The organism is Cytobacillus gottheilii (assembly GCF_001636345.1).
Classification (GTDB): Bacteria; Bacillota; Bacilli; order Bacillales; family Cytobacillaceae; genus Cytobacillus; species Cytobacillus gottheilii.
Map to the genome: position 1 here is coordinate 77,595 of NZ_KV440945.1, position 18,735 is coordinate 96,329.

At 43.0% G+C, this 18,735-nt stretch carries 13 protein-coding genes and 2 rRNA genes; all 15 read right to left on the reverse strand.

Features of this window, described 5'->3' with window-relative positions; all coding sequences use genetic code 11:
• The 15 genes from A6754_RS00475 to A6754_RS00545 all read right to left on the reverse strand — a co-directional run bounded on the left by A6754_RS00475 (window position 1) and on the right by A6754_RS00545 (window position 18,136).
• Entirely contained in the window at window positions 1-420 is a 420-nt protein-coding gene (locus A6754_RS00475; RefSeq protein WP_066441629.1) for a Mini-ribonuclease 3, read from the reverse strand.
• A gap of 4 nt (window positions 421-424) precedes the next feature.
• Entirely contained in the window at window positions 425-1,828 is a 1,404-nt protein-coding gene (gene cysS, locus A6754_RS00480) for a cysteine--tRNA ligase (RefSeq protein ID WP_066441630.1), read from the reverse strand.
• Window positions 1,828-2,475: a serine O-acetyltransferase gene (gene cysE, locus A6754_RS00485; RefSeq protein ID WP_066441632.1), complete on the reverse strand. Its 648-nt coding sequence runs from the start codon at window positions 2,473-2,475 to the stop codon at window positions 1,828-1,830. The genes cysS and cysE overlap by 1 nt, the downstream gene beginning before the upstream one ends.
• Before the next feature lie 495 nt (window positions 2,476-2,970).
• On the reverse strand, window positions 2,971-4,428 hold the full coding sequence (gltX, locus tag A6754_RS00490) for a glutamate--tRNA ligase (RefSeq protein WP_066441634.1): 1,458 nt from the start codon (window positions 4,426-4,428) through the stop codon (window positions 2,971-2,973).
• A 61-nt stretch (window positions 4,429-4,489) separates the two neighbouring features.
• Window positions 4,490-4,972, reverse strand: coding sequence for a 2-C-methyl-D-erythritol 2,4-cyclodiphosphate synthase (gene ispF / locus A6754_RS00495; protein WP_066441636.1), 483 nt, complete (start codon window positions 4,970-4,972; stop codon window positions 4,490-4,492).
• 153 nt (window positions 4,973-5,125) lie between these two features.
• On the reverse strand, window positions 5,126-5,827 hold the full coding sequence (gene ispD, locus A6754_RS00500; RefSeq protein WP_066441637.1) for a 2-C-methyl-D-erythritol 4-phosphate cytidylyltransferase: 702 nt from the start codon (window positions 5,825-5,827) through the stop codon (window positions 5,126-5,128).
• A 243-nt stretch (window positions 5,828-6,070) separates the two neighbouring features.
• Complete coding sequence (locus tag A6754_RS00505; RefSeq protein WP_066441638.1) at window positions 6,071-7,147, reverse strand: PIN/TRAM domain-containing protein; 1,077 nt, start codon at window positions 7,145-7,147, stop codon at window positions 6,071-6,073.
• A 220-nt stretch (window positions 7,148-7,367) separates the two neighbouring features.
• Window positions 7,368-8,441, reverse strand: a complete 1,074-nt coding sequence (gene disA, locus A6754_RS00510; RefSeq protein ID WP_066441639.1) for a DNA integrity scanning diadenylate cyclase DisA — start codon at window positions 8,439-8,441, stop codon at window positions 7,368-7,370.
• A gap of 2 nt (window positions 8,442-8,443) precedes the next feature.
• Window positions 8,444-9,823: a DNA repair protein RadA gene (gene radA / locus A6754_RS00515; protein WP_066441642.1), complete on the reverse strand. Its 1,380-nt coding sequence runs from the start codon at window positions 9,821-9,823 to the stop codon at window positions 8,444-8,446.
• 255 nt (window positions 9,824-10,078) lie between these two features.
• Complete coding sequence (gene clpC, locus A6754_RS00520; RefSeq protein WP_066441644.1) at window positions 10,079-12,532, reverse strand: ATP-dependent protease ATP-binding subunit ClpC; 2,454 nt, start codon at window positions 12,530-12,532, stop codon at window positions 10,079-10,081.
• Window positions 12,533-12,548: 16 nt separating this feature from the next.
• A complete protein-coding gene (mcsB, locus tag A6754_RS00525) occupies window positions 12,549-13,616 on the reverse strand; it encodes a protein-arginine kinase McsB (protein WP_066441646.1) in 1,068 nt (355 codons plus the stop codon).
• Window position 13,617: 1 nt separating this feature from the next.
• The gene (mcsA, locus tag A6754_RS00530) at window positions 13,618-14,166 is read right to left on the reverse strand and encodes a protein-arginine kinase activator protein McsA (RefSeq protein ID WP_066441648.1); all 549 of its coding nucleotides are present in this window, start codon (window positions 14,164-14,166) and stop codon (window positions 13,618-13,620) included.
• Between the two features lie 22 nt (window positions 14,167-14,188).
• Window positions 14,189-14,650 carry a CtsR family transcriptional regulator gene (locus A6754_RS00535; RefSeq protein WP_066441654.1) on the reverse strand — a complete coding sequence of 154 codons (462 nt, stop codon included), beginning with the start codon at window positions 14,648-14,650 and terminating at the stop codon, window positions 14,189-14,191.
• Between the two features lie 364 nt (window positions 14,651-15,014).
• Window positions 15,015-15,131: ribosomal RNA gene (gene rrf, locus A6754_RS00540) — 5S ribosomal RNA — on the reverse strand.
• Window positions 15,132-15,203: 72 nt separating this feature from the next.
• A 23S ribosomal RNA gene (locus A6754_RS00545) occupies window positions 15,204-18,136 on the reverse strand.
• Between the last annotated feature and the right edge of the window lie 599 nt (window positions 18,137-18,735).

An 18,735-nucleotide genomic window follows, 5' to 3' on the forward strand; every position in this document is an offset into this window, starting at 1 on the left:
CTATTTGCCTCCTTCCTTAAGTTCGACGGAGCGGAATGCGGCTTGTATTAATTCCTCAAGCCGCTGCTCTCTGTCTGCTAAATATAAATAACCGATCAGCGCTTCAAACGCTGTACTGTAACGGTAGGTTTGAACGTCGGTGTTTTTAGGAATGGTTCCTGACTTAGCGTTCCTTCCTCTTCTCACAACTGCTTCCTCTTCTTCTGAAAGCAGGCCTTCATTTAGAAAACCATGTATGACCTGAGCTTGCGCTTTTGCTGACACATATCGTGTGCCTTCTTTATGAAGCTGATGCGGTCTTACTTTTCCGCTTTGCAAAAGGTGCCTTCTTACATATATCTCATAAACAGCATCTCCCATATAGGCAAGCGCAAGACTATTTAATTGTTTTTCATCTATTTTTTCACTGTAGCTGAGCATTTGTTCAGCCTCTCTTCCATCTGGTTCCTTGAGCAGTATCCTCAAGAATGATATTCATTTCCTTTAGCTTGTCGCGAATATCGTCTGCCAGCTGGAAATTACGGTCTTTTCTTGCTTGAATTCTCTGTTCCAGCAATTGTTCAATTTCCTCATCAAGCAGTTCTTCTTGTTCCTTTTCAAGTGAAAGCCCTAGAACGGAGAATAAATCTTCAAACTCCTTTAAAAATGCTTCAATTACAGCTGCAGAAGTATTTTTCTCCATTAGATAATAGTTAGCAAGCTTAGAAAGTTCAAATAGAACAGATATAGCATTTGCAGTATTAAAATCATCGTCCATTGCATTAATGAATTCTTCATGATGCTGACTGATCTTTTGCAGCCATTCTTCATTGTGGTCTGTCAGTTCCGCACTTGCCTGTTTGCGGTGCTTTAAGTTTTCATATGAAGTACGGATGCGTTCTAATCCAACTCTTGTGTTTTCGAGAAGTTCATCGTTGTAATTAATTGGATTGCGGTAGTGAACGGAAAGCATAAAAAATCTTAATACTTGCGGATCATGCTTCTTAATAATATCGTGCACAAGGACAAAGTTACCTAATGACTTCGACATCTTTTCATTATCAATATTAATATAGCCATTATGCATCCAGTAGCGCGCGAAGGTCTTTCCTGTTAAAGCCTCCGATTGTGCGATTTCATTCTCATGATGCGGGAAAGAAAGATCTTGGCCGCCAGCATGAATATCAATCGTATCACCCAGGTATTTTTTCGCCATTGCCGAGCACTCGATATGCCAGCCTGGACGTCCTTGCCCCCAAGGACTATCCCACTTGATTTCCCCTTCTTTGGCTGATTTCCACAAAACAAAATCCAGTGCATCTTGCTTCTTTTCACCAATTGCAATCCGAGCACCAACTCGAAGTTCATCTATCGACTGATGTGAAAGCTTTCCATACCCATCAAATTTTCGTGTATGGAAGTATACATCTCCTTCTGACTCATATGCATAGCCCTTATCAATTAACGTTTGAATAAACTCAATGATAATATCCATGCTTTCAGTTACACGCGGGTGAACATCTGCTCGTTTGCACCCTAGAGCTGTTACATCTTCAAAATACGCATCGATAAAACGCTCCGCAATTTGCGGCACTTCTTCACCCAATTCTTTCGCTGTACGAATTAACTTGTCGTCAACATCTGTGAAATTTGAAACATAGTGTACATCGTAGCCTCTATATGTTAAATAATTTCTTACTGTATCAAATACAATTGGCGGACGGGCGTTCCCTATATGAATATAGTTATAAACCGTCGGTCCGCATACATACATTTTCACTTTCCCTTCCTCTAAAGGAATAAACGGTTCTTTTTTTCTTGTCAGTGTATTATAAAGCTGAATAGCCATTATACTTTGCTCCTTTCTTTCTTTAACAACTCTAACTCATTTTTCAAGGCTAGAAGTTCCTCATCTATTTCTTTCATACGATCAAACAGTGGATCCGGCAAATCAGTGTGATTTAAATCCTTGATCTTCACACCATCCTGTACCTTCACTCGTCCCGGAATCCCAACAACAGTTGAATTAGGAGGGACATCGTGAAGCACCACTGAGCCGGCGCCGATTTTTGCATTTTCCCCTATTGTAATCGAACCCAGCACTTTAGCTCCTGTCGCAATAAGGGCATTATCCAAGATGGTCGGATGCCGCTTGCCTTTTTCCTTACCTGTTCCGCCTAATGTTACTCCTTGGAAAACTGTTACATTATCTCCAATTTCACATGTTTCTCCAATAACAACACCCATCCCATGATCAATAAAGAATTTCCTTCCTATTTTTGCACCAGGATGAATTTCAATTCCGGTGAAGAACCGGCTGAGCTGTGAAATCATTCTTGCCAGGAAATAAAACCGCTTTTTATAAAACTTATGAGCAAGTCTGTGTGCCCACACAGCGTGCAAGCCAGAATACGTTAAGATGACCTCCAAACTGCTTCGTGCAGCGGGATCTTGTTCAAACACCACTCCGATGTCCTCTTTCATTCGCTTAAACATAAACACCCCTCCTCTGGGCGATTTGCTTTTCTCGAATAGTATTTTCCGGGAAATATTATCCGTGAGTCTTGAAATATTGCGCGTGTAAATCAGGAAGCTGAATACTGCTGCCATCTGCTGAGGAGTAAAAGACAAACATGGAAAAACTCCCCCGCTACCATCCCCTTGCCTTTGATCAAAATAAAAAACGCCCCTGTCAAATGACAGAGACGTTTTACCCGCGGTTCCACTCTGTTTAGACTAATCGATTGAACGATCATGCCTCAACTTTAGCCTAATAACGGATAGGTTCCGCCTATATCTACAGCACTCTTTTCTAAAGAGTTATCTTATCGTTCGATACAGGGCTCAGAGGGGCACTTCAAAAAATGAGAGGCCTGAACCACTTTCAGCCGGTGATGGTTCTCTCTAAAAAGCTTCATTTCCCTACTTTTCCTCTTCCACGCTTTAAATTGTTTTTAATTATATTTACTATATTACATTTTCCCCAATATGTTAACCTAAAATGCTCATGATTCTGGTTTTTACTTTTTCTTTACCTAAAAGCTCAATTGCCTGCGGCAGATCCGGACCATGTGTCTGGCCTGTTGTTGCAGAACGTATCGGCATAAATAAGTTTTTCCCTTTTTGTCCTGTCTGCTTTTGCACAGCCTTCATGGCTGCCTTAATTCCATCAGCAGCAAATGGCTCAAGCTGTTCAATTTCACCTAAAAATGCATTTAACACTTCAGGTACCTGTTCGCCTGAGAGCACTTCTTTTGCTTCGTCTTCTATATTCATTTCCTCGGTAAAAAACAGTTCAGACATTTCGACGATTTCAGCACCGAAGCTCATTTTTTCCTGGTACAAAGCAATAAGTTTTCGAACCCACTCTTGTTTCTCAGGGGAAAGCTGTTCCTCTACCTTTCCGGTTTTCACTAGATGCGGCAGAGACAGGCTGACAAGTCGATCCAGATCAATCGTTTTCATATACTGATTGTTCAGCCATGTTAATTTTTGTTTATCAAACAGAGCTGGGGATTTAGATAGACGACTTGCGTCAAATAAATCAATAAATTGTTCTTTACTGTAGATTTCTTCTTCTCCAGCAGGCGACCATCCAAGCAGTGCAATAAAGTTAAAGAGTGCTTCAGGTAAATAGCCAAGCTCTTCATATTGCTCAATAAATTGAATGATGGACTCATCCCGCTTGCTTAATTTTTTACGGCTTTCATTAACAATTAAAGTCATATGACCAAAAACAGGAGGCTCCCAGCCTAAAGCTTCATAAATCATTAACTGCTTTGGTGTGTTTGAGATATGATCATCTCCGCGCAGAACATGCGAGATGGCCATAAGATGATCATCAACCGCTACCGCAAAATTGTATGTTGGAGTGCCATCCTTTTTCACAATAACATGATCACCAATTCCGTCTGATTCAAACGATACCTGTCCTTTTACCATGTCATCAAAAGAGTATACAACCCCTTTTGGAACAAGGAATCGGATGCTCGGCTTTCTGCCTTCTGCTTCTAGTGCCGCTCTTTGTTCATCCGTTAGATTGCGGCACTTTCCAGAGTAAATTGGATTTTCGCCTTTTGCCATCTGTGCTTCGCGTTCTGCTTCCAGTTCTTCTTCTGTGCAGTAGCATTTATAAGCATGGCCCTTCTCCAGCAATTCTTGAGCATATTTTTGATAAAGGTCATTTCTTTCAGACTGACGATAAGGACCATACTCGCCTTCTTTATCTACACTTTCATCCCAATCGATTCCAAGCCAATTTAAATACTTAAGCTGACTCTCTTCTCCGCCTTCGATATTACGCTTCTTATCAGTATCTTCAATGCGAATAATAAATTTCCCGCCTTGACTGCGTGCAAATAAATAATTAAATAGAGCTGTACGTGCATTTCCAATATGTAAATGTCCTGTTGGACTTGGTGCATAACGGACACGAATATTATTTGACATCATAGTGCCTCCTTATTTTTTTACTTCATTTTCGTATTTTCTCTAAGCTGCTAATGAGCCATTAGCTATCTCGCTTTTTTAATAACACAACCGCCTGTGAAGCAATCCCTTCACCTCTGCCGGGAAAACCAAGCTTCTCAGTAGTAGTTGCCTTTACATTAATATTCTCAAGCTCTGTCTCGAGCAAAGACGCAATTCTTTCTCTCATTTTATCAATATGAGGAGCCATCTTTGGCATCTGGGCAATGATCGTACAATCCGCATTTACAAGCTCATAGCCTCTTTCTTTAACTAGCGCCCACACATGCTGCAGAAGCTTGGCAGAATCAGCATCCTTAAATTCAGGGTCTGTATCAGGAAAATGTTTTCCAATGTCCCCAGCTGCAATGGCACCTAAACAGGCATCGGCTACTGTATGCAATAGCACATCGGCATCCGAATGTCCTAATAATCCCTTTTCATATGGTATCTCAATCCCGCCGATGATAAGAGGTCTTCCTTCTGTCAGCTGATGTACATCAAATCCTTGTCCAATACGAAACATTTCATTCAACTCCTTGTTAGAAATATGCCTTAAGGTGTGTATATTTTGTAAAGCAGCAAGTCTTCCTCTATCCTATTGCAGGCTTATGGCGAAAGACTCTAATGAAAACGATCTTACTTTGAGGGCTAAGCGGAAAACCAGACATCAGTTTCCCTATTTGCCTTTCTTTTTACCTTGCATTCTCTTATTCATAATCGCTTCAGCAAAGTAAAGATCTTCCGGTGTCGTCAGCTTGATATTGTCATAACTGCCTTCAACAATTTTGATATTGCCATTTGTTCGTTCCACCAGACTTGCATCATCTGTTCCAACATAGCTTTCTCTTGCAGCTCGTTCATGTGCATCAAGCAGCATCGGCAGGCGGAATGCCTGAGGAGTTTGGACAGACCATAGCGATGCCCGTTCAACCGTTTCCGAAACCAAGCCTTCATTTGCTTTTTTCACGGTATCCTTCATAGGCACAGCTAAAATAGAGGCACCTGTTTCTTCTGCTGCCTCTACCAAGCGGCTAATGGCGTCTATTTCAACAAATGGCCTTGCTGCATCATGCACTAAAACGATGCCTTCCCCATTTAGTTCCTTCACCACATGATACACGCTATGCTGGCGTTCTTTTCCGCCATAGATCAGAGATGCAACTTTTTTAATCCCATATTTTCGCAAGAGCTTTTTCATTTCCTGTTCATCATCTGGGTGGATTGCAAGATGTACCGCTTTACAATTTCGATCTTGTTCAAACACCTTTAATGTATGTATAAGCACAGGGACTTCCCGAAGCTCGAGCAGCAGCTTGTTCTTACCCGCTTCCATTCTTTTACCTTGCCCGGCCGCAGGAATGATCACTTCATAACCCATCGTAATCTCCTATCCATTTGGTCAGTATCTACCTTTTATAACATCATCATTCTATCAGATAATCAATTCACTAGAAAGAGAGCAAAACAGCAATCCTTTATAATTCTCTGTTTTATCTGATGATGCCCCTAAAACTTATAGGATTTCTTAAGTAACTCCTCTAAAATTGACGCAATCTGCCGTTTTAATTCCCGACAATTTGAAAAGAGCTGTTAGCAAACAGCTCTATCAGTCACTTTAATATTATAATGCTTTTTCTAATAGTTTGGGTTTCGCAAATATCATTCTACCTGCAGAGGTTTGGAGAACACTTGTAACCAGAACATCAATATGTTTTCCAATATAATTGCGTCCTTCTTCAACGACAATCATCGTTCCGTCATCTAAATAAGCAATACCTTGGTTTTGCTCTTTTCCATCTTTAATGACTTGCACCTTCATTTCTTCCCCTGGAAGAACAACTGGTTTTACAGCGTTTGCAAGATCATTTATGTTAAGAACAGCTACCTTTTGCAATTCACATACTTTATTAAGATTAAAATCATTGGTGACGACAACACCATTAGATATTTTAGCTAGTTTAACAAGCTTGCTGTCTACTTCTTGAATTTCTTCAAAGTCACCTTCATAAATTTCAACCTTAATGGAAAGCTCCTTTTGAATACGGTTGAGTATATCTAAACCGCGGCGACCTCTATTTCGTTTAAGCACGTCAGATGAGTCTGCGATATGCTGCAGCTCCTCGAGAACAAATTGCGGAATCACAATCGTTCCTTCCAAAAAGCCTGTTTGGCAGATATCCGCGATACGGCCATCAATAATGACACTTGTATCTAGAATTTTCAGCGTTTTAGGGGCTGTTTTTTCCGATTCCTCTTCAGCCGCTTTCTTTTTCTTACTTGTAAATAGTGTTAATAGTTCATCCCGCTTCTTAAACCCTACCTGAAAGCCCAGATATCCAAATAGCAGTGTTAATACAATCGGTGCAACTGTATTTATAATAGGGAACTCAGAGAGCGCAAAACCAATAAGAAACGCAATCACAAGCCCAAATACTAATCCAACGCTTCCAAAAATAATATCAGTAATGGGAACCTTAACGAGCGATTCCTCTGTCCAGCGCACAAAGTTGACAACATAATCAACCGCCCAAAAAGTAATAAGATAAAATATAATGGCACCTAACACACCGGATATATATGGATTATTTAACCAAGAAACCCCGTCTAATGCAACAAACGATAATAATTGAGGAATTAAAAAGATTCCAAGCGCGACCCCAGTAATAAGGAAGCATGCCTGTACAATACGTTTTAACATTCCCTCACCTCCTTTTACTCATTATAAACAAATTTTCCAAATCGAAACCTTCTATTACAGATAATTTTATTTTTGTAACACAAATGTTATTCTACAAAACTAATTCACATTAAACTTTTTCCAGTTAAAAAGGTATACCACTAGGTTAGCACCTCACATCATAAGGTGTCAAATAATAACCAACCATTTTAGCATAACCAAATTTATAGTTCAATGGTCTCTATACATGTCTATCTAAAAAAACTTGTGTTTTAATACGCTTCAAGCCCTCTTTAATTTTTTTTGCTCTTACTTCGCCAATGCCATCAACATCATCTAATTCTTCAATGGTAGCACCCATAATATTTGGCAGCTCCTTAAATTGTTCTATTAGATTTGCGATAATAATGGATGGCATCCTTGCTACTTTATTTAGCATTCTGTATCCTTTTGGCTGCTTCATCTCTTCTAAATGAATGTACCCCTGATAACCAAGAAGTTTTAATATAACACTATCCTCTGCTCTTTCCCCATTTGAAATGCGCTGAAGAGAAGCGAGAACTTCTTTTGCATTCATACTGGGTGAAAAAGCATAATCCTTAATAATAAACTCAGCCTCTTTTTCTATTTCAGTCAAGAGCTCATCCATTTGGAGCCGAATTAACCTGCCTTCTGTGCCGAGTTCACACAGGAATGTCAGCAGTTCATTTTTAATTCTGAACACCATGGATACACTGTGCAGTACATTAACAAGATCAGCGTAAGTAACCGCTTCCTCAAATTCCAGCATACTTAAATCTGTTATTCTTTGTTCAAGGACAGCCTTATATTTCTCAAGTGTTTGTACAGCTACATTGGCTTTTGTTAAAATAACGCCTATGTCGCGGAGGGCATAACGCAATGAGCTTTGATAAAGAGTGATGACGTTTCTTCGCTGCGATACTGCAATGACCAGAGCACCTGTCTGCTTAGCAACACGCTCAGCCGTACGGTGCCGCATCCCTGTTTCAGTCGAAGGGATGCCCCGGTCTGGCGCAAGCTGAGCGTTCGCTACTAATATACGACTTCCTTCCTCGTTTAAAATAATCGCCCCATCCATCTTGGCCAGCTCATATAAATAGCTGGGAGTAAACGGACAATCAATCTGAAAACCGCCTTCTACAATTCCATCTGTCTGCTCTTTGGAGCCTAAGACGATCAGCCCTCCTGTATTGGCTCGCAGAACATTTTCAATCCCTTCCCGGATTGGTGTTCCAGGCGCCATAAACCGAAGGACTTTGGTGATCTTTTTTTCGTCCGTTTTTTTTGCTTCCATATTTACCTCCCTAGTGCTTCATTTAATGCCTCACTAACTGAGTTAACGCCTATTAACTGAACACCTGCAGGAGCTTGCCAGCCTCCAATATTATTGGCGGGAAGGATGACTCTTTCAAAACCAAGCTTTGCAGCTTCTTGTACACGCTGTTCGATTCGGGACACGCGGCGGACCTCACCTGTTAACCCTACCTCTCCTATGACGCAGTCGGTTGCACGGGTCGGTTTATCCCGGAAGCTTGAGGCGATGCTTACTGCTACCGCTAAGTCAATGGCCGGTTCATCGAGCTTTACACCGCCGGCTACTTTTAAATATGCGTCTTGATTCTGAAGAAGAAGACCTACTCTTTTTTCTAAAACCGCCATTAATAAAGGAACTCGATTATGGTCAATACCTGTTGCCATTCTTCTTGGATTCCCAAAGCTAGTCGGTGAAATCAGCGCTTGAATTTCCACTAAAACCGGACGAGTTCCTTCCATTGAAGCAACAACCGTGGAGCCTGCTGCACCTTCAGACCTCTCCTCGAGAAAAATTTCAGACGGATTTGCCACTTCTTCAAGTCCCATTTCTTTCATCTCAAAAATGCCCATTTCGTTTGTAGAACCGAATCGGTTTTTCACGGCACGCAAAATCCGGTATGTGTGATGGCGCTCCCCTTCAAAATAAAGAACAGTATCCACCATATGCTCTAATAAACGCGGTCCAGCAATCGAGCCTTCTTTTGTCACATGGCCAACAATAAAGATAGCAATCCCTTTTGTTTTCGCGATTCTCATTAATTCCGCCGTACACTCGCGTACTTGTGAAACGCTTCCCGGAGCCGATGTAACCTCAGGATGGTAAATCGTTTGAATGGAATCAACGATCACAAAGGCAGGAGTTGTCTGTTCAATGGTTCTGCTGATTTCTTCAAGACTTGTTTCAGAGTAAACAAGCAGCTGCTCAGACGTAATACTGAGGCGGTCTGCCCGCAGCTTTGTCTGTCTCATCGATTCCTCCCCGGATATGTATAAAACCGAGTGGTTCTTTTTCGCAAGCTGTGAAGAGACTTGAAGGAGCAAAGTCGACTTCCCGATTCCTGGGTCTCCTCCTATTAAAACGAGTGATCCCCTAACAACACCGCCACCAAGTACCCTATTTAATTCTTGTGATTCTGTCAGTACCCGTGGTTCTGATATCGTTTCAATTGTCGTAATCGGAGTAGCTTTCGAGGCTGTCGCCATTCCCTGAGAGTGAGCAAATGCTCCTCTTCTTGAATTAGCGGGTTTTTCAACTTCCTCCACCATTTTATTCCACTCACCGCAGCCTGGGCATTTTCCCATCCATTTTGGTGATTCATATCCGCATTCCTGACACATAAATTTCGTTTTCCGTTTTGCCATTACTTTCCCCTTCTTCCATACTTCTATATATATTTCACAAATATAACAATTATCATTGATTCCAGTTAAATACTTATTGATGATTTATAACTATAACAGACAGGCTATGGAAAGAGAACTAAAGTGATAAAAAGATAAAACAGGGGGACAGGGAAGGAAGGACTATCAGATCAGCCCCATTATTACTGAAGTCATTCAGAAGGATATTACTTATAAAAAAGGCACACGAAAATTTGTTCGTGTACCTCAATAAACTTATGCTTTATTTAAATTTGCTGTCCCGCTTGCTTCAGCTGTCTTAACGGTAAACTCGCCATTTTCGACATCAATGACAACATTCTGACCTGTTAATACAGTTCCTTTTAAAAGCTCTTCAGAAAGACGATCTTCGATATGCTTTTGAATCGCACGGCGCAATGGTCTTGCTCCATACTCCGGATCATAGCCTTCTTCCGCGATTTTCGCCTTAGCAGCTTCAGTAAGATCCAGCTGAATTTCTTGTTCATTCAGGCGTTTAGTCAATGAATCTGACATGAGCGAAACAATTTCCTGCAGATGTTTCTTTTCTAGTGCGTGGAAAACAATGATTTCATCAATACGGTTCAGGAATTCTGGACGGAATGCTTTTTTTAGCTCCTCCATTACTTTTCCTTTCATATCTTTGTAATCCTGATCTCCTTCTTGAACATTGAAACCTACATATTTGTTGCGTTTTAGAGCTTCTGCTCCAACATTTGAAGTCATGATTAAGACTGTATTACGGAAATCAACCGTCCTGCCTTTTGAGTCTGTCAGTCTTCCGTCCTCTAATACTTGCAGAAGAATATTAAATACATCTGGGTGTGCTTTTTCAATTTCGTCGAGCAGGACAACAGAGTATGGCTTTCTGCGCACTTTTTCTGTCAGCTGGCCGCCCTCATCATAACCAACATAGCCTGGAGGAGAACCAACTAAACGAGAAGTCGAATGTTTCTCCATATACTCGGACATATCAATGCGGATCATTGCCTCTTCATCACCGAACATAGCCTCTGCCAGCGCTCTAGCCAATTCTGTTTTCCCTACTCCTGTTGGTCCAAGGAACACAAATGATCCGATTGGACGTTTAGGATCTTTTAATCCAGCACGTGCACGGCGTACAGCCTTAGAGATTGCTTTAACAGCTTCCTCTTGTCCAATGACACGGGAATGAAGAATTTCTTCTAAGTTAAGCAATTTTTGCGTTTCTGTTTCTGCCAGCTTAGATACTGGAATTCCTGTCCAGCTAGCAACAACATGTGCAATATCCTCAACGGTTACTTCGCTATTTTCTTTGCCCTGCTTTTCTTTCCAAGTTTTCTTGGTTTCTTCCAGCTGCTCGCGCAAACGCTGTTCTGTGTCACGCAATGATGCCGCCTTTTCAAATTCCTGGCTTTGTACGGCTGCATCCTTTTCTTTGCGGACATCTTCAAGCTTAACTTCAAGCTCCTTCAAGTTTGGAGGAGTCGTATAAGATCTCAATCTTACCTTTGAACCAGCTTCATCAATTAAATCAATTGCCTTATCTGGTAAGAAACGGTCAGAAATATAACGATCCGAAAATTTAACCGCTGCTTCAATCGCCTGATCTGAAATGGTTACACGGTGATGCGCCTCATAACGGTCTCTTAATCCTTTCAAGATTTGAACAGATTCATCGGACGTCGGCTCATCAACTGTAATCGGCTGGAAGCGGCGTTCAAGTGCTGCATCCTTTTCAATGTACTTGCGATATTCATCAAGCGTTGTAGCACCAATACATTGCAATTCACCACGTGCAAGGGATGGTTTTAATATATTTGAAGCATCAATGGCACCTTCTGCACCACCAGCACCAATCAAGGTGTGAAGTTCATCAATGAATAAGATGATGTTGCCGGCCTGGCGAATTTCATCCATTACTTTCTTCAATCTATCTTCAAATTCACCGCGGTATTTTGTCCCAGCAACAACAGTACCCATATCTAGAGTCATAACTCTTTTATCGCGCAGTGTCTCTGGCACTTCATTATTGATAATTTGCTGTGCTAATCCTTCAGCAATGGCTGTTTTACCAACCCCTGGTTCACCAATTAATACAGGATTGTTTTTTGTACGGCGGCTAAGTACTTCAATGACACGCTGAATTTCTTTACTGCGCCCAATAACAGGGTCAAGACTTCCTTCTCTTGCAATCGCAGTTAAATCTCTGGCTAATCCATCAAGAGTTGGTGTATTGGCATTTGCTGATGCACCGCCTTGATGGCCTCCAGATTCATTGCTTCCTAAAAGCTGAAGCACTTGCTGTCTCGCTTTATTTAAGCTGACGCCCAGGTTATTTAGTACACGTGCAGCAACACCTTCTCCTTCACGAATTAACCCAAGAAGAATATGTTCTGTCCCTACATAGGAGTGTCCCAGCTTTCTTGCTTCATCCATTGATAATTCAATTACTTTTTTTGCTCTTGGCGTATAATGCGGTGATTGTGAGACTTCCTGTCCTCGTCCAATTAAACTCTCTACCTCAGTCTGAATTTTCTCAGAACCTAGTCCTAGAGCATATAATGCCTTTGCCGCAATTCCCTCTCCTTCTCGAACCAAACCGAGCAGGATATGTTCTGTTCCAATATTATTATGTCCAAGGCGGATTGCTTCCTCTTGTGCTAATGCAAGTACCTTTTGCGCTCTTTCAGTAAATCGTCCGAACATCATATGATTATCCTCCCAACTATTTGCTTTCCATTTGTAATCTTTCCCGAATGAGTGTTGCTCTGCGGATATCTCTTTCCTGTGGTCTCAAAGGTCCGCCAGCATATTGCTGTAAAAAGCCCGGCTGAGTCAAAATCATAAGCTCATTTAAAATATTTTCAGATACATTTTCAATGTATCCCATATCAATGCCAAGGCGAACATCAGACAAACAGCGTGCCGCCTCTTTTGTTTCAATGATTCTGCAATTCAGGAGAGTCCCATATGAACGGAAAACTCTGTCTTCTAATTGTATGTTAGAAGTCTTTGCTAATGCTTCCCTTGCTGACCTTTCCTGTGAAATTAATTGACTGACAACACTTTTCAAGTCTTCGGCAATATCTTCTTCGGATTTACCTAACGTCATCTGATTTGAAACTTGAAAGATGTTCCCTAATGCTTCGCTGCCTTCCCCATAAATTCCTCTAACAACTAAACCAAGTTGATTAATTGCAGGGATAATTCGATTGATTTGCTGTGTTAATACAAGACCAGGCAAGTGCATCATAACAGAAGCACGAATACCAGTTCCTACATTGGTAGGACAGCTGGTTAGAAAACCAACCTTTTCATTAAAAGCATAATCAATTTCTTCCTCAAGCCAATTGTCAATTGTATTCGCCATCTGCAGTGCTTCTAATAACTGAAAACCTGGGTATAGACATTGAATGCGTATATGATCCTCTTCATTAATCATGATACTAATCTCTTCACTTTCTGATAGGAGACAAGCACCATGTGTAGAGTTTTCCGCTAAGTGCGGGCTAATTAAATGCTTCTCCATTAATACCCTTTTCTGCAGTGGCTGCAGTTCATCCATAAGCAGCAATTCCAAGTGTTTATCTTCTATTTCTCCAGGTTGTTCTAAACGTTTTTTGACTTGATTAATAACGGCTTCAGCCTCATCCTTTTCAAACAATGTGGGAAATCTATATTGCTTAAGATTTCGAGCAAGCCGAATTCGAGAACTTAAGACTATGTCTGAATCCGGTCCCTCCGTACTCATCCAGGAGCTAATCGCCTGGTTAATAAAACGCTCCAACGACAAGTTATTCTCCCTCCTCATGAGCGGAATTCAGCTCTTTTTCTAACTTTCTTATCTCATCTCGTGTTAAGGCAGCTTCTTCAAACTCTTCATTCGCAATAAATTCTTTCATTTTCTGTTTGAGATCTTCGATATTCTTTCGTAAATGAATACTTCCTCCGATTCTGGCGGGAATCTTTCCATTATGTGTTTCGTTCCCGCTATGAAGCCTTCTAAAAATAGGAGGAAGCTGTTCACTAAATGTTTCATAGCATTCCGCACAGCCAAACCTGCCAACCTTAATAAATTGCTTATATGTCATAGAGCAATTAGGGCATTGAATGACCTTTTCATTCTGAAAAGCATTTTGGCTGTTGCCCTGATAAGCTGGCTGTACATTAAGAAGTCCTGCCAAGAGATTATGGATGGAGTAGTTCTGTCCATTGTTGAACATAAACATCTCCCCTTTTTCTGCCGCACATTTTTCACATAGCTGAAATTCTGCTTTTTCGCCATTTACTATTTTCGTAAAGTGCAAGGTAGCTGGTCTTTGATTGCATTCCTGACAAACCATTGGTTCCCCTCCAACCTGCTGTTTATTTATATTTCAAGGTTGTAAGCATTGCTTTTAACATACGTGCTCGAAGTTCATCTCTATAGGGCAGGTCTATATATAGTACCGATCTGTCAATGACACTTAGCATGATTTTTGCTTCCCTTTTTGAGACAATTTCTTCTTCAACAAGTCTGTATATAACATTTTCAGCACTATTCTGGGCTATTCGTGAATCGATTATGGAGATTAGCTGATCAATTAAATGTGCGTAATCATAAGACTGCACCTTCATGATCCTTATATAACCTCCTCCTCCGCGTTTACTTTCCACCATATACCCTTTCTCGATTGTAAACCGAGTATTGATAACATAATTTATTTGAGAAGGTACGCATTGAAACTTGTCTGCAATCTCACTTCTTTTAATCTCAACAATCTCCTGCTCGCTCAAGTCTAAAACTTGTTTCAGGTAGTTTTCAATGATGTCCGATATATTTCTCACCCGGCCACCCCCTATCTGACTTTGACTATATTTGACTTATATTATACATGATCTATGTAATAGGTTGCAACGAACTAGCATTAAACATTTTCCCCTAAATTTTTGTTCTTCAAACCTCGAATTAGGAAGGAAAAGTTTGATTTTATTCTTTGAAGTTAAAATATTGGAATAATGTAATTTTTACCGTGTTAAATATTCAAAGGGAATTAGGAGCTGTTTTTCAGAAAAGGGGGCAGCTCTACGTGGTTTTGGACTTAAGGTTAGATAAATTATTATAATTAAGCAGCACTTATTAATTAAAAAACAAAGAATTTAATTAAAAACTACAAAAAAGCACATCCATACAGATGTACTTTTTCATGTTGCCCGGCAGCGTCCTACTCTCACAAGGGGACAGCCCCTAACTACCATTGGCGCTGAGAAGCTTAACTTCCGTGTTCGGGATGGGAACGGGTGTGACCTTCTCGCTAGCGCCACCGGACTATTTAATTGAAGAAAGGGTATTCCTTCAAAACTAGATAATGTCAGAAGAAGAATGAAGTAATGCCATTGTGTGGTTAAGTCCTCGAACGATTAGTATCAGTCAGCTGCACGTGTCGCCACGCTTCCACCTCTGACCTATCAACCTGATCATCTTTCAGAGTTCTTACTAGCTTGACGCTATGGGAAATCTCATCTCGAGGGGGGCTTCATGCTTAGATGCTTTCAGCACTTATCCCTTCCGCACATAGCTACCCAGCGCTGCCCTTGGCAGACCAACTGGTCCACCAGCGGTGCGTCCATCCCGGTCCTCTCGTACTAAGGACAGCTCCTCTCAAATTTCCTGCGCCCACGACGGATAGGGACCGAACTGTCTCACGACGTTCTGAACCCAGCTCGCGTACCGCTTTACTGGGCGAACAGCCCAACCCTTGGGACCGACTACAGCCCCAGGATGCGATGAGCCGACATCGAGGTGCCAAACCTCCCCGTCGATGTGGACTCTTGGGGGAGATAAGCCTGTTATCCCCGGGGTAGCTTTTATCCGTTGAGCGATGGCCCTTCCATGCGGAACCACCGGATCACTAAGCCCGACTTTCGTCCCTGCTCGACTTGTAGGTCTCGCAGTCAAGCTCCCTTGTGCCTTTACACTCTACGAATGATTTCCAACCATTCTGAGGGAACCTTTGGGCGCCTCCGTTACTTTTTAGGAGGCGACCGCCCCAGTCAAACTGCCCACCTGACACTGTCTCCCGCCCCGATCAGGGGCGCGGGTTAGAATTTCAATACAGCCCGGGTAGTATCCCACCGACGCCTCCACCGCAGCTTGTGCTCCGGTTTCTCAGGCTCCTACCTATCCTGTACAAGCTGTACCAAAATTCAATATCAGGCTACAGTAAAGCTCCACGGGGTCTTTCCGTCCTGTCGCGGGTAACCTGCATCTTCACAGGTACTATAATTTCACCGAGTCTCTCGTTGAGACAGTGCCCAGATCGTTACGCCTTTCGTGCGGGTCGGAACTTACCCGACAAGGAATTTCGCTACCTTAGGACCGTGATAGTTACGGCCGCCGTTTACTGGGGCTTCGATTCAGAGCTTCGCTTGCGCTAACCCCTCCTCTTAACCTTCCAGCACCGCGCAGGCGTCAGCCCCCATACTTCGCCTTGCGGCTTCGCAGAGGCCTGTGTTTTTGCTAAACAGTCGCCTGGGCCTATTTACTGCGGCTCATCAAGGCTTTAACACCCTAATGAGCACCCCTTCTCCCGAAGTTACGGGGTCATTTTGCCGAGTTCCTTAACGCGCGTTCTCTCGCTCACCTTAGGATTCTCTCCTCGCCTACCTGTGTCGGTTTGCGGTACGGGCACCTAATCCTCGCTAGAGGCTTTTCTTGGCAGTGTGGAATCAAGAACTTCGGTACTATATTTCCCTCGCCGTCACAGCTCAGCCGTATGCAAGCGGGATTTGCCTCACTTGCAGCCTAACTGCTTGGCCGCGCTAATCCAACAGCGCGCTTACCCTATCCTCCTGCGTCCCCCCATCACTCAAACGGATTTGGTGGTACAGGAATATCAACCTGTTGTCCATCGCCTACGCTTTTCAGCCTCGGCTTAGGTCCCGACTAACCCTGAGCGGACGAGCCTTCCTCAGGAAACCTTAGGCATTCGGGGGATGGGATTCTCACCCATCGTTCGCTACTCATACCGGCATTCTCACTTCTAAGCGCTCCCCCAGTCCTTTCGGTCTAGCTTCAACGCCCTTAGAACGCGCTCCTACCACGGACACCTAATGGTGTCCATCCACAGCTTCGGTGATACGTTTAGCTCCGGTACATTTTCGGCGCGGAGTCACTTGACCAGTGAGCTATTACGCACTCTTTAAATGGTGGCCGCTTCTAAGCCAACATCCTGGTTGACTAAGCAACTCCACATCCTTTTCCACTTAACGTATACTTTTGTTCCTGAGCTGGTGGTCTGGGCTGTTTCCCTCTTGACTACGGATCTTATCACTCGCAGTCTGACTCCCATGGATAAGTCTTTGGCATTCGGAGTTTGTCTGAATTCGGTAACCCGATGAGGGCCCCTAGTCCAAACAGTGCTCTACCTCCACGACTCTTACTACATGAGGCTAGCCCTAAAGCTAGTTCGGAGAGAACCAGCTATCTCCAAGTTCGATTGGAATTTCTCCGCTAGCCACACCTCATCCCCGCACTTTTCAACGTGCGTGGGTTCGGTCCTCCATTCAGTGTTACCTGAACTTCAACCTGGACATGGGTAGAGCACCTGGTTTCGGGTCTACGACCACATACTCAATCGCCCTATTCCGACTCGCTTTCGCTGCGGCTCCGTCTTATCAACTTAACCTTGCATGTAATCGTAACTCGCCGGTTCATTCTACAAAAGGCACGCCATCACCCGTAAATGGGCTCTGACTACTTGTAGGCACACGGTTTCAGGAACTATTTCACTCCCCTTCCGGGGTGCTTTTCACCTTTCCCTCACGGTACTGGTTCACTATCGGTCACTAGGGAGTATTTAGCCTTGGGAGCTGGTCCTCCCTGCTTCCGACGGGATGTCTCGTGTCCCGCCGTACTCAGGATCCACTCTGGAGGGAACGAAGCTTCAACTACAGGGCTTTTACCTTCTATGGCCGGCCTTTCCAGACCTGTTCACTTACCTCGCTCCTTTGTAACTCCGTGTAGAGTGTCCTACAACCCCAAGCGGCAAGCCTCTTGGTTTGGGCTAATCCCGTTGCGCTCGCCGCTACTCAGGGAATCGCGTTTGCTTTCTCTTCCTCCCGGTACTTAGATGTTTCAGTGCGCCGGGTCTGCCTTCAATACCCTATGTATTCAGGTAAAGAGCTCATCCCATTACGGATGATGGGTTCCCCCGTTCGGAAATCTCCGGATCAAAGCTTACTTACAGCTCCCCGAAGCATATCGGTGTTAGTACCGTCCTTCATCGGCTCCTAGTGCCAAGGCATTCACCGTGCGCCCTTTCTAACTTAACCAATGTTTATGGTTATTGCTCTTACTTTAATAAATAAGAGAGAAAAAACTAAGATGGCGATTACTTGGTAATCTTCTTCTATTGCATTATCTAGTTTTCAAGGAACAAGGCCACTGATTTCAATCACATCGTGATTAGCCATCGCAGCTATTCTCCATGCTGCCTTGCGACGAGCTGAGGATTAACTTCCTCGAACTACTGCGGCGCAGGAGCAATGTATTTAAGCTAATATTCTATTTCAGAATACTAACCCAGAGAGATTGCTCTCTCAAAACTGAACGAACAAATAAAGACGTCTTTTAATGAAGATAAACTTCATTTCATCCTTAGAAAGGAGGTGATCCAGCCGCACCTTCCGATACGGCTACCTTGTTACGACTTCACCCCAATCATCTGTCCCACCTTAGGCGGCTGGCTCCAAAAGGTTACCCCACCGACTTCGGGTGTTACAAACTCTCGTGGTGTGACGGGCGGTGTGTACAAGGCCCGGGAACGTATTCACCGCGGCATGCTGATCCGCGATTACTAGCGATTCCGGCTTCATGCAGGCGAGTTGCAGCCTGCAATCCGAACTGAGAATGGTTTTATGGGATTGGCTAA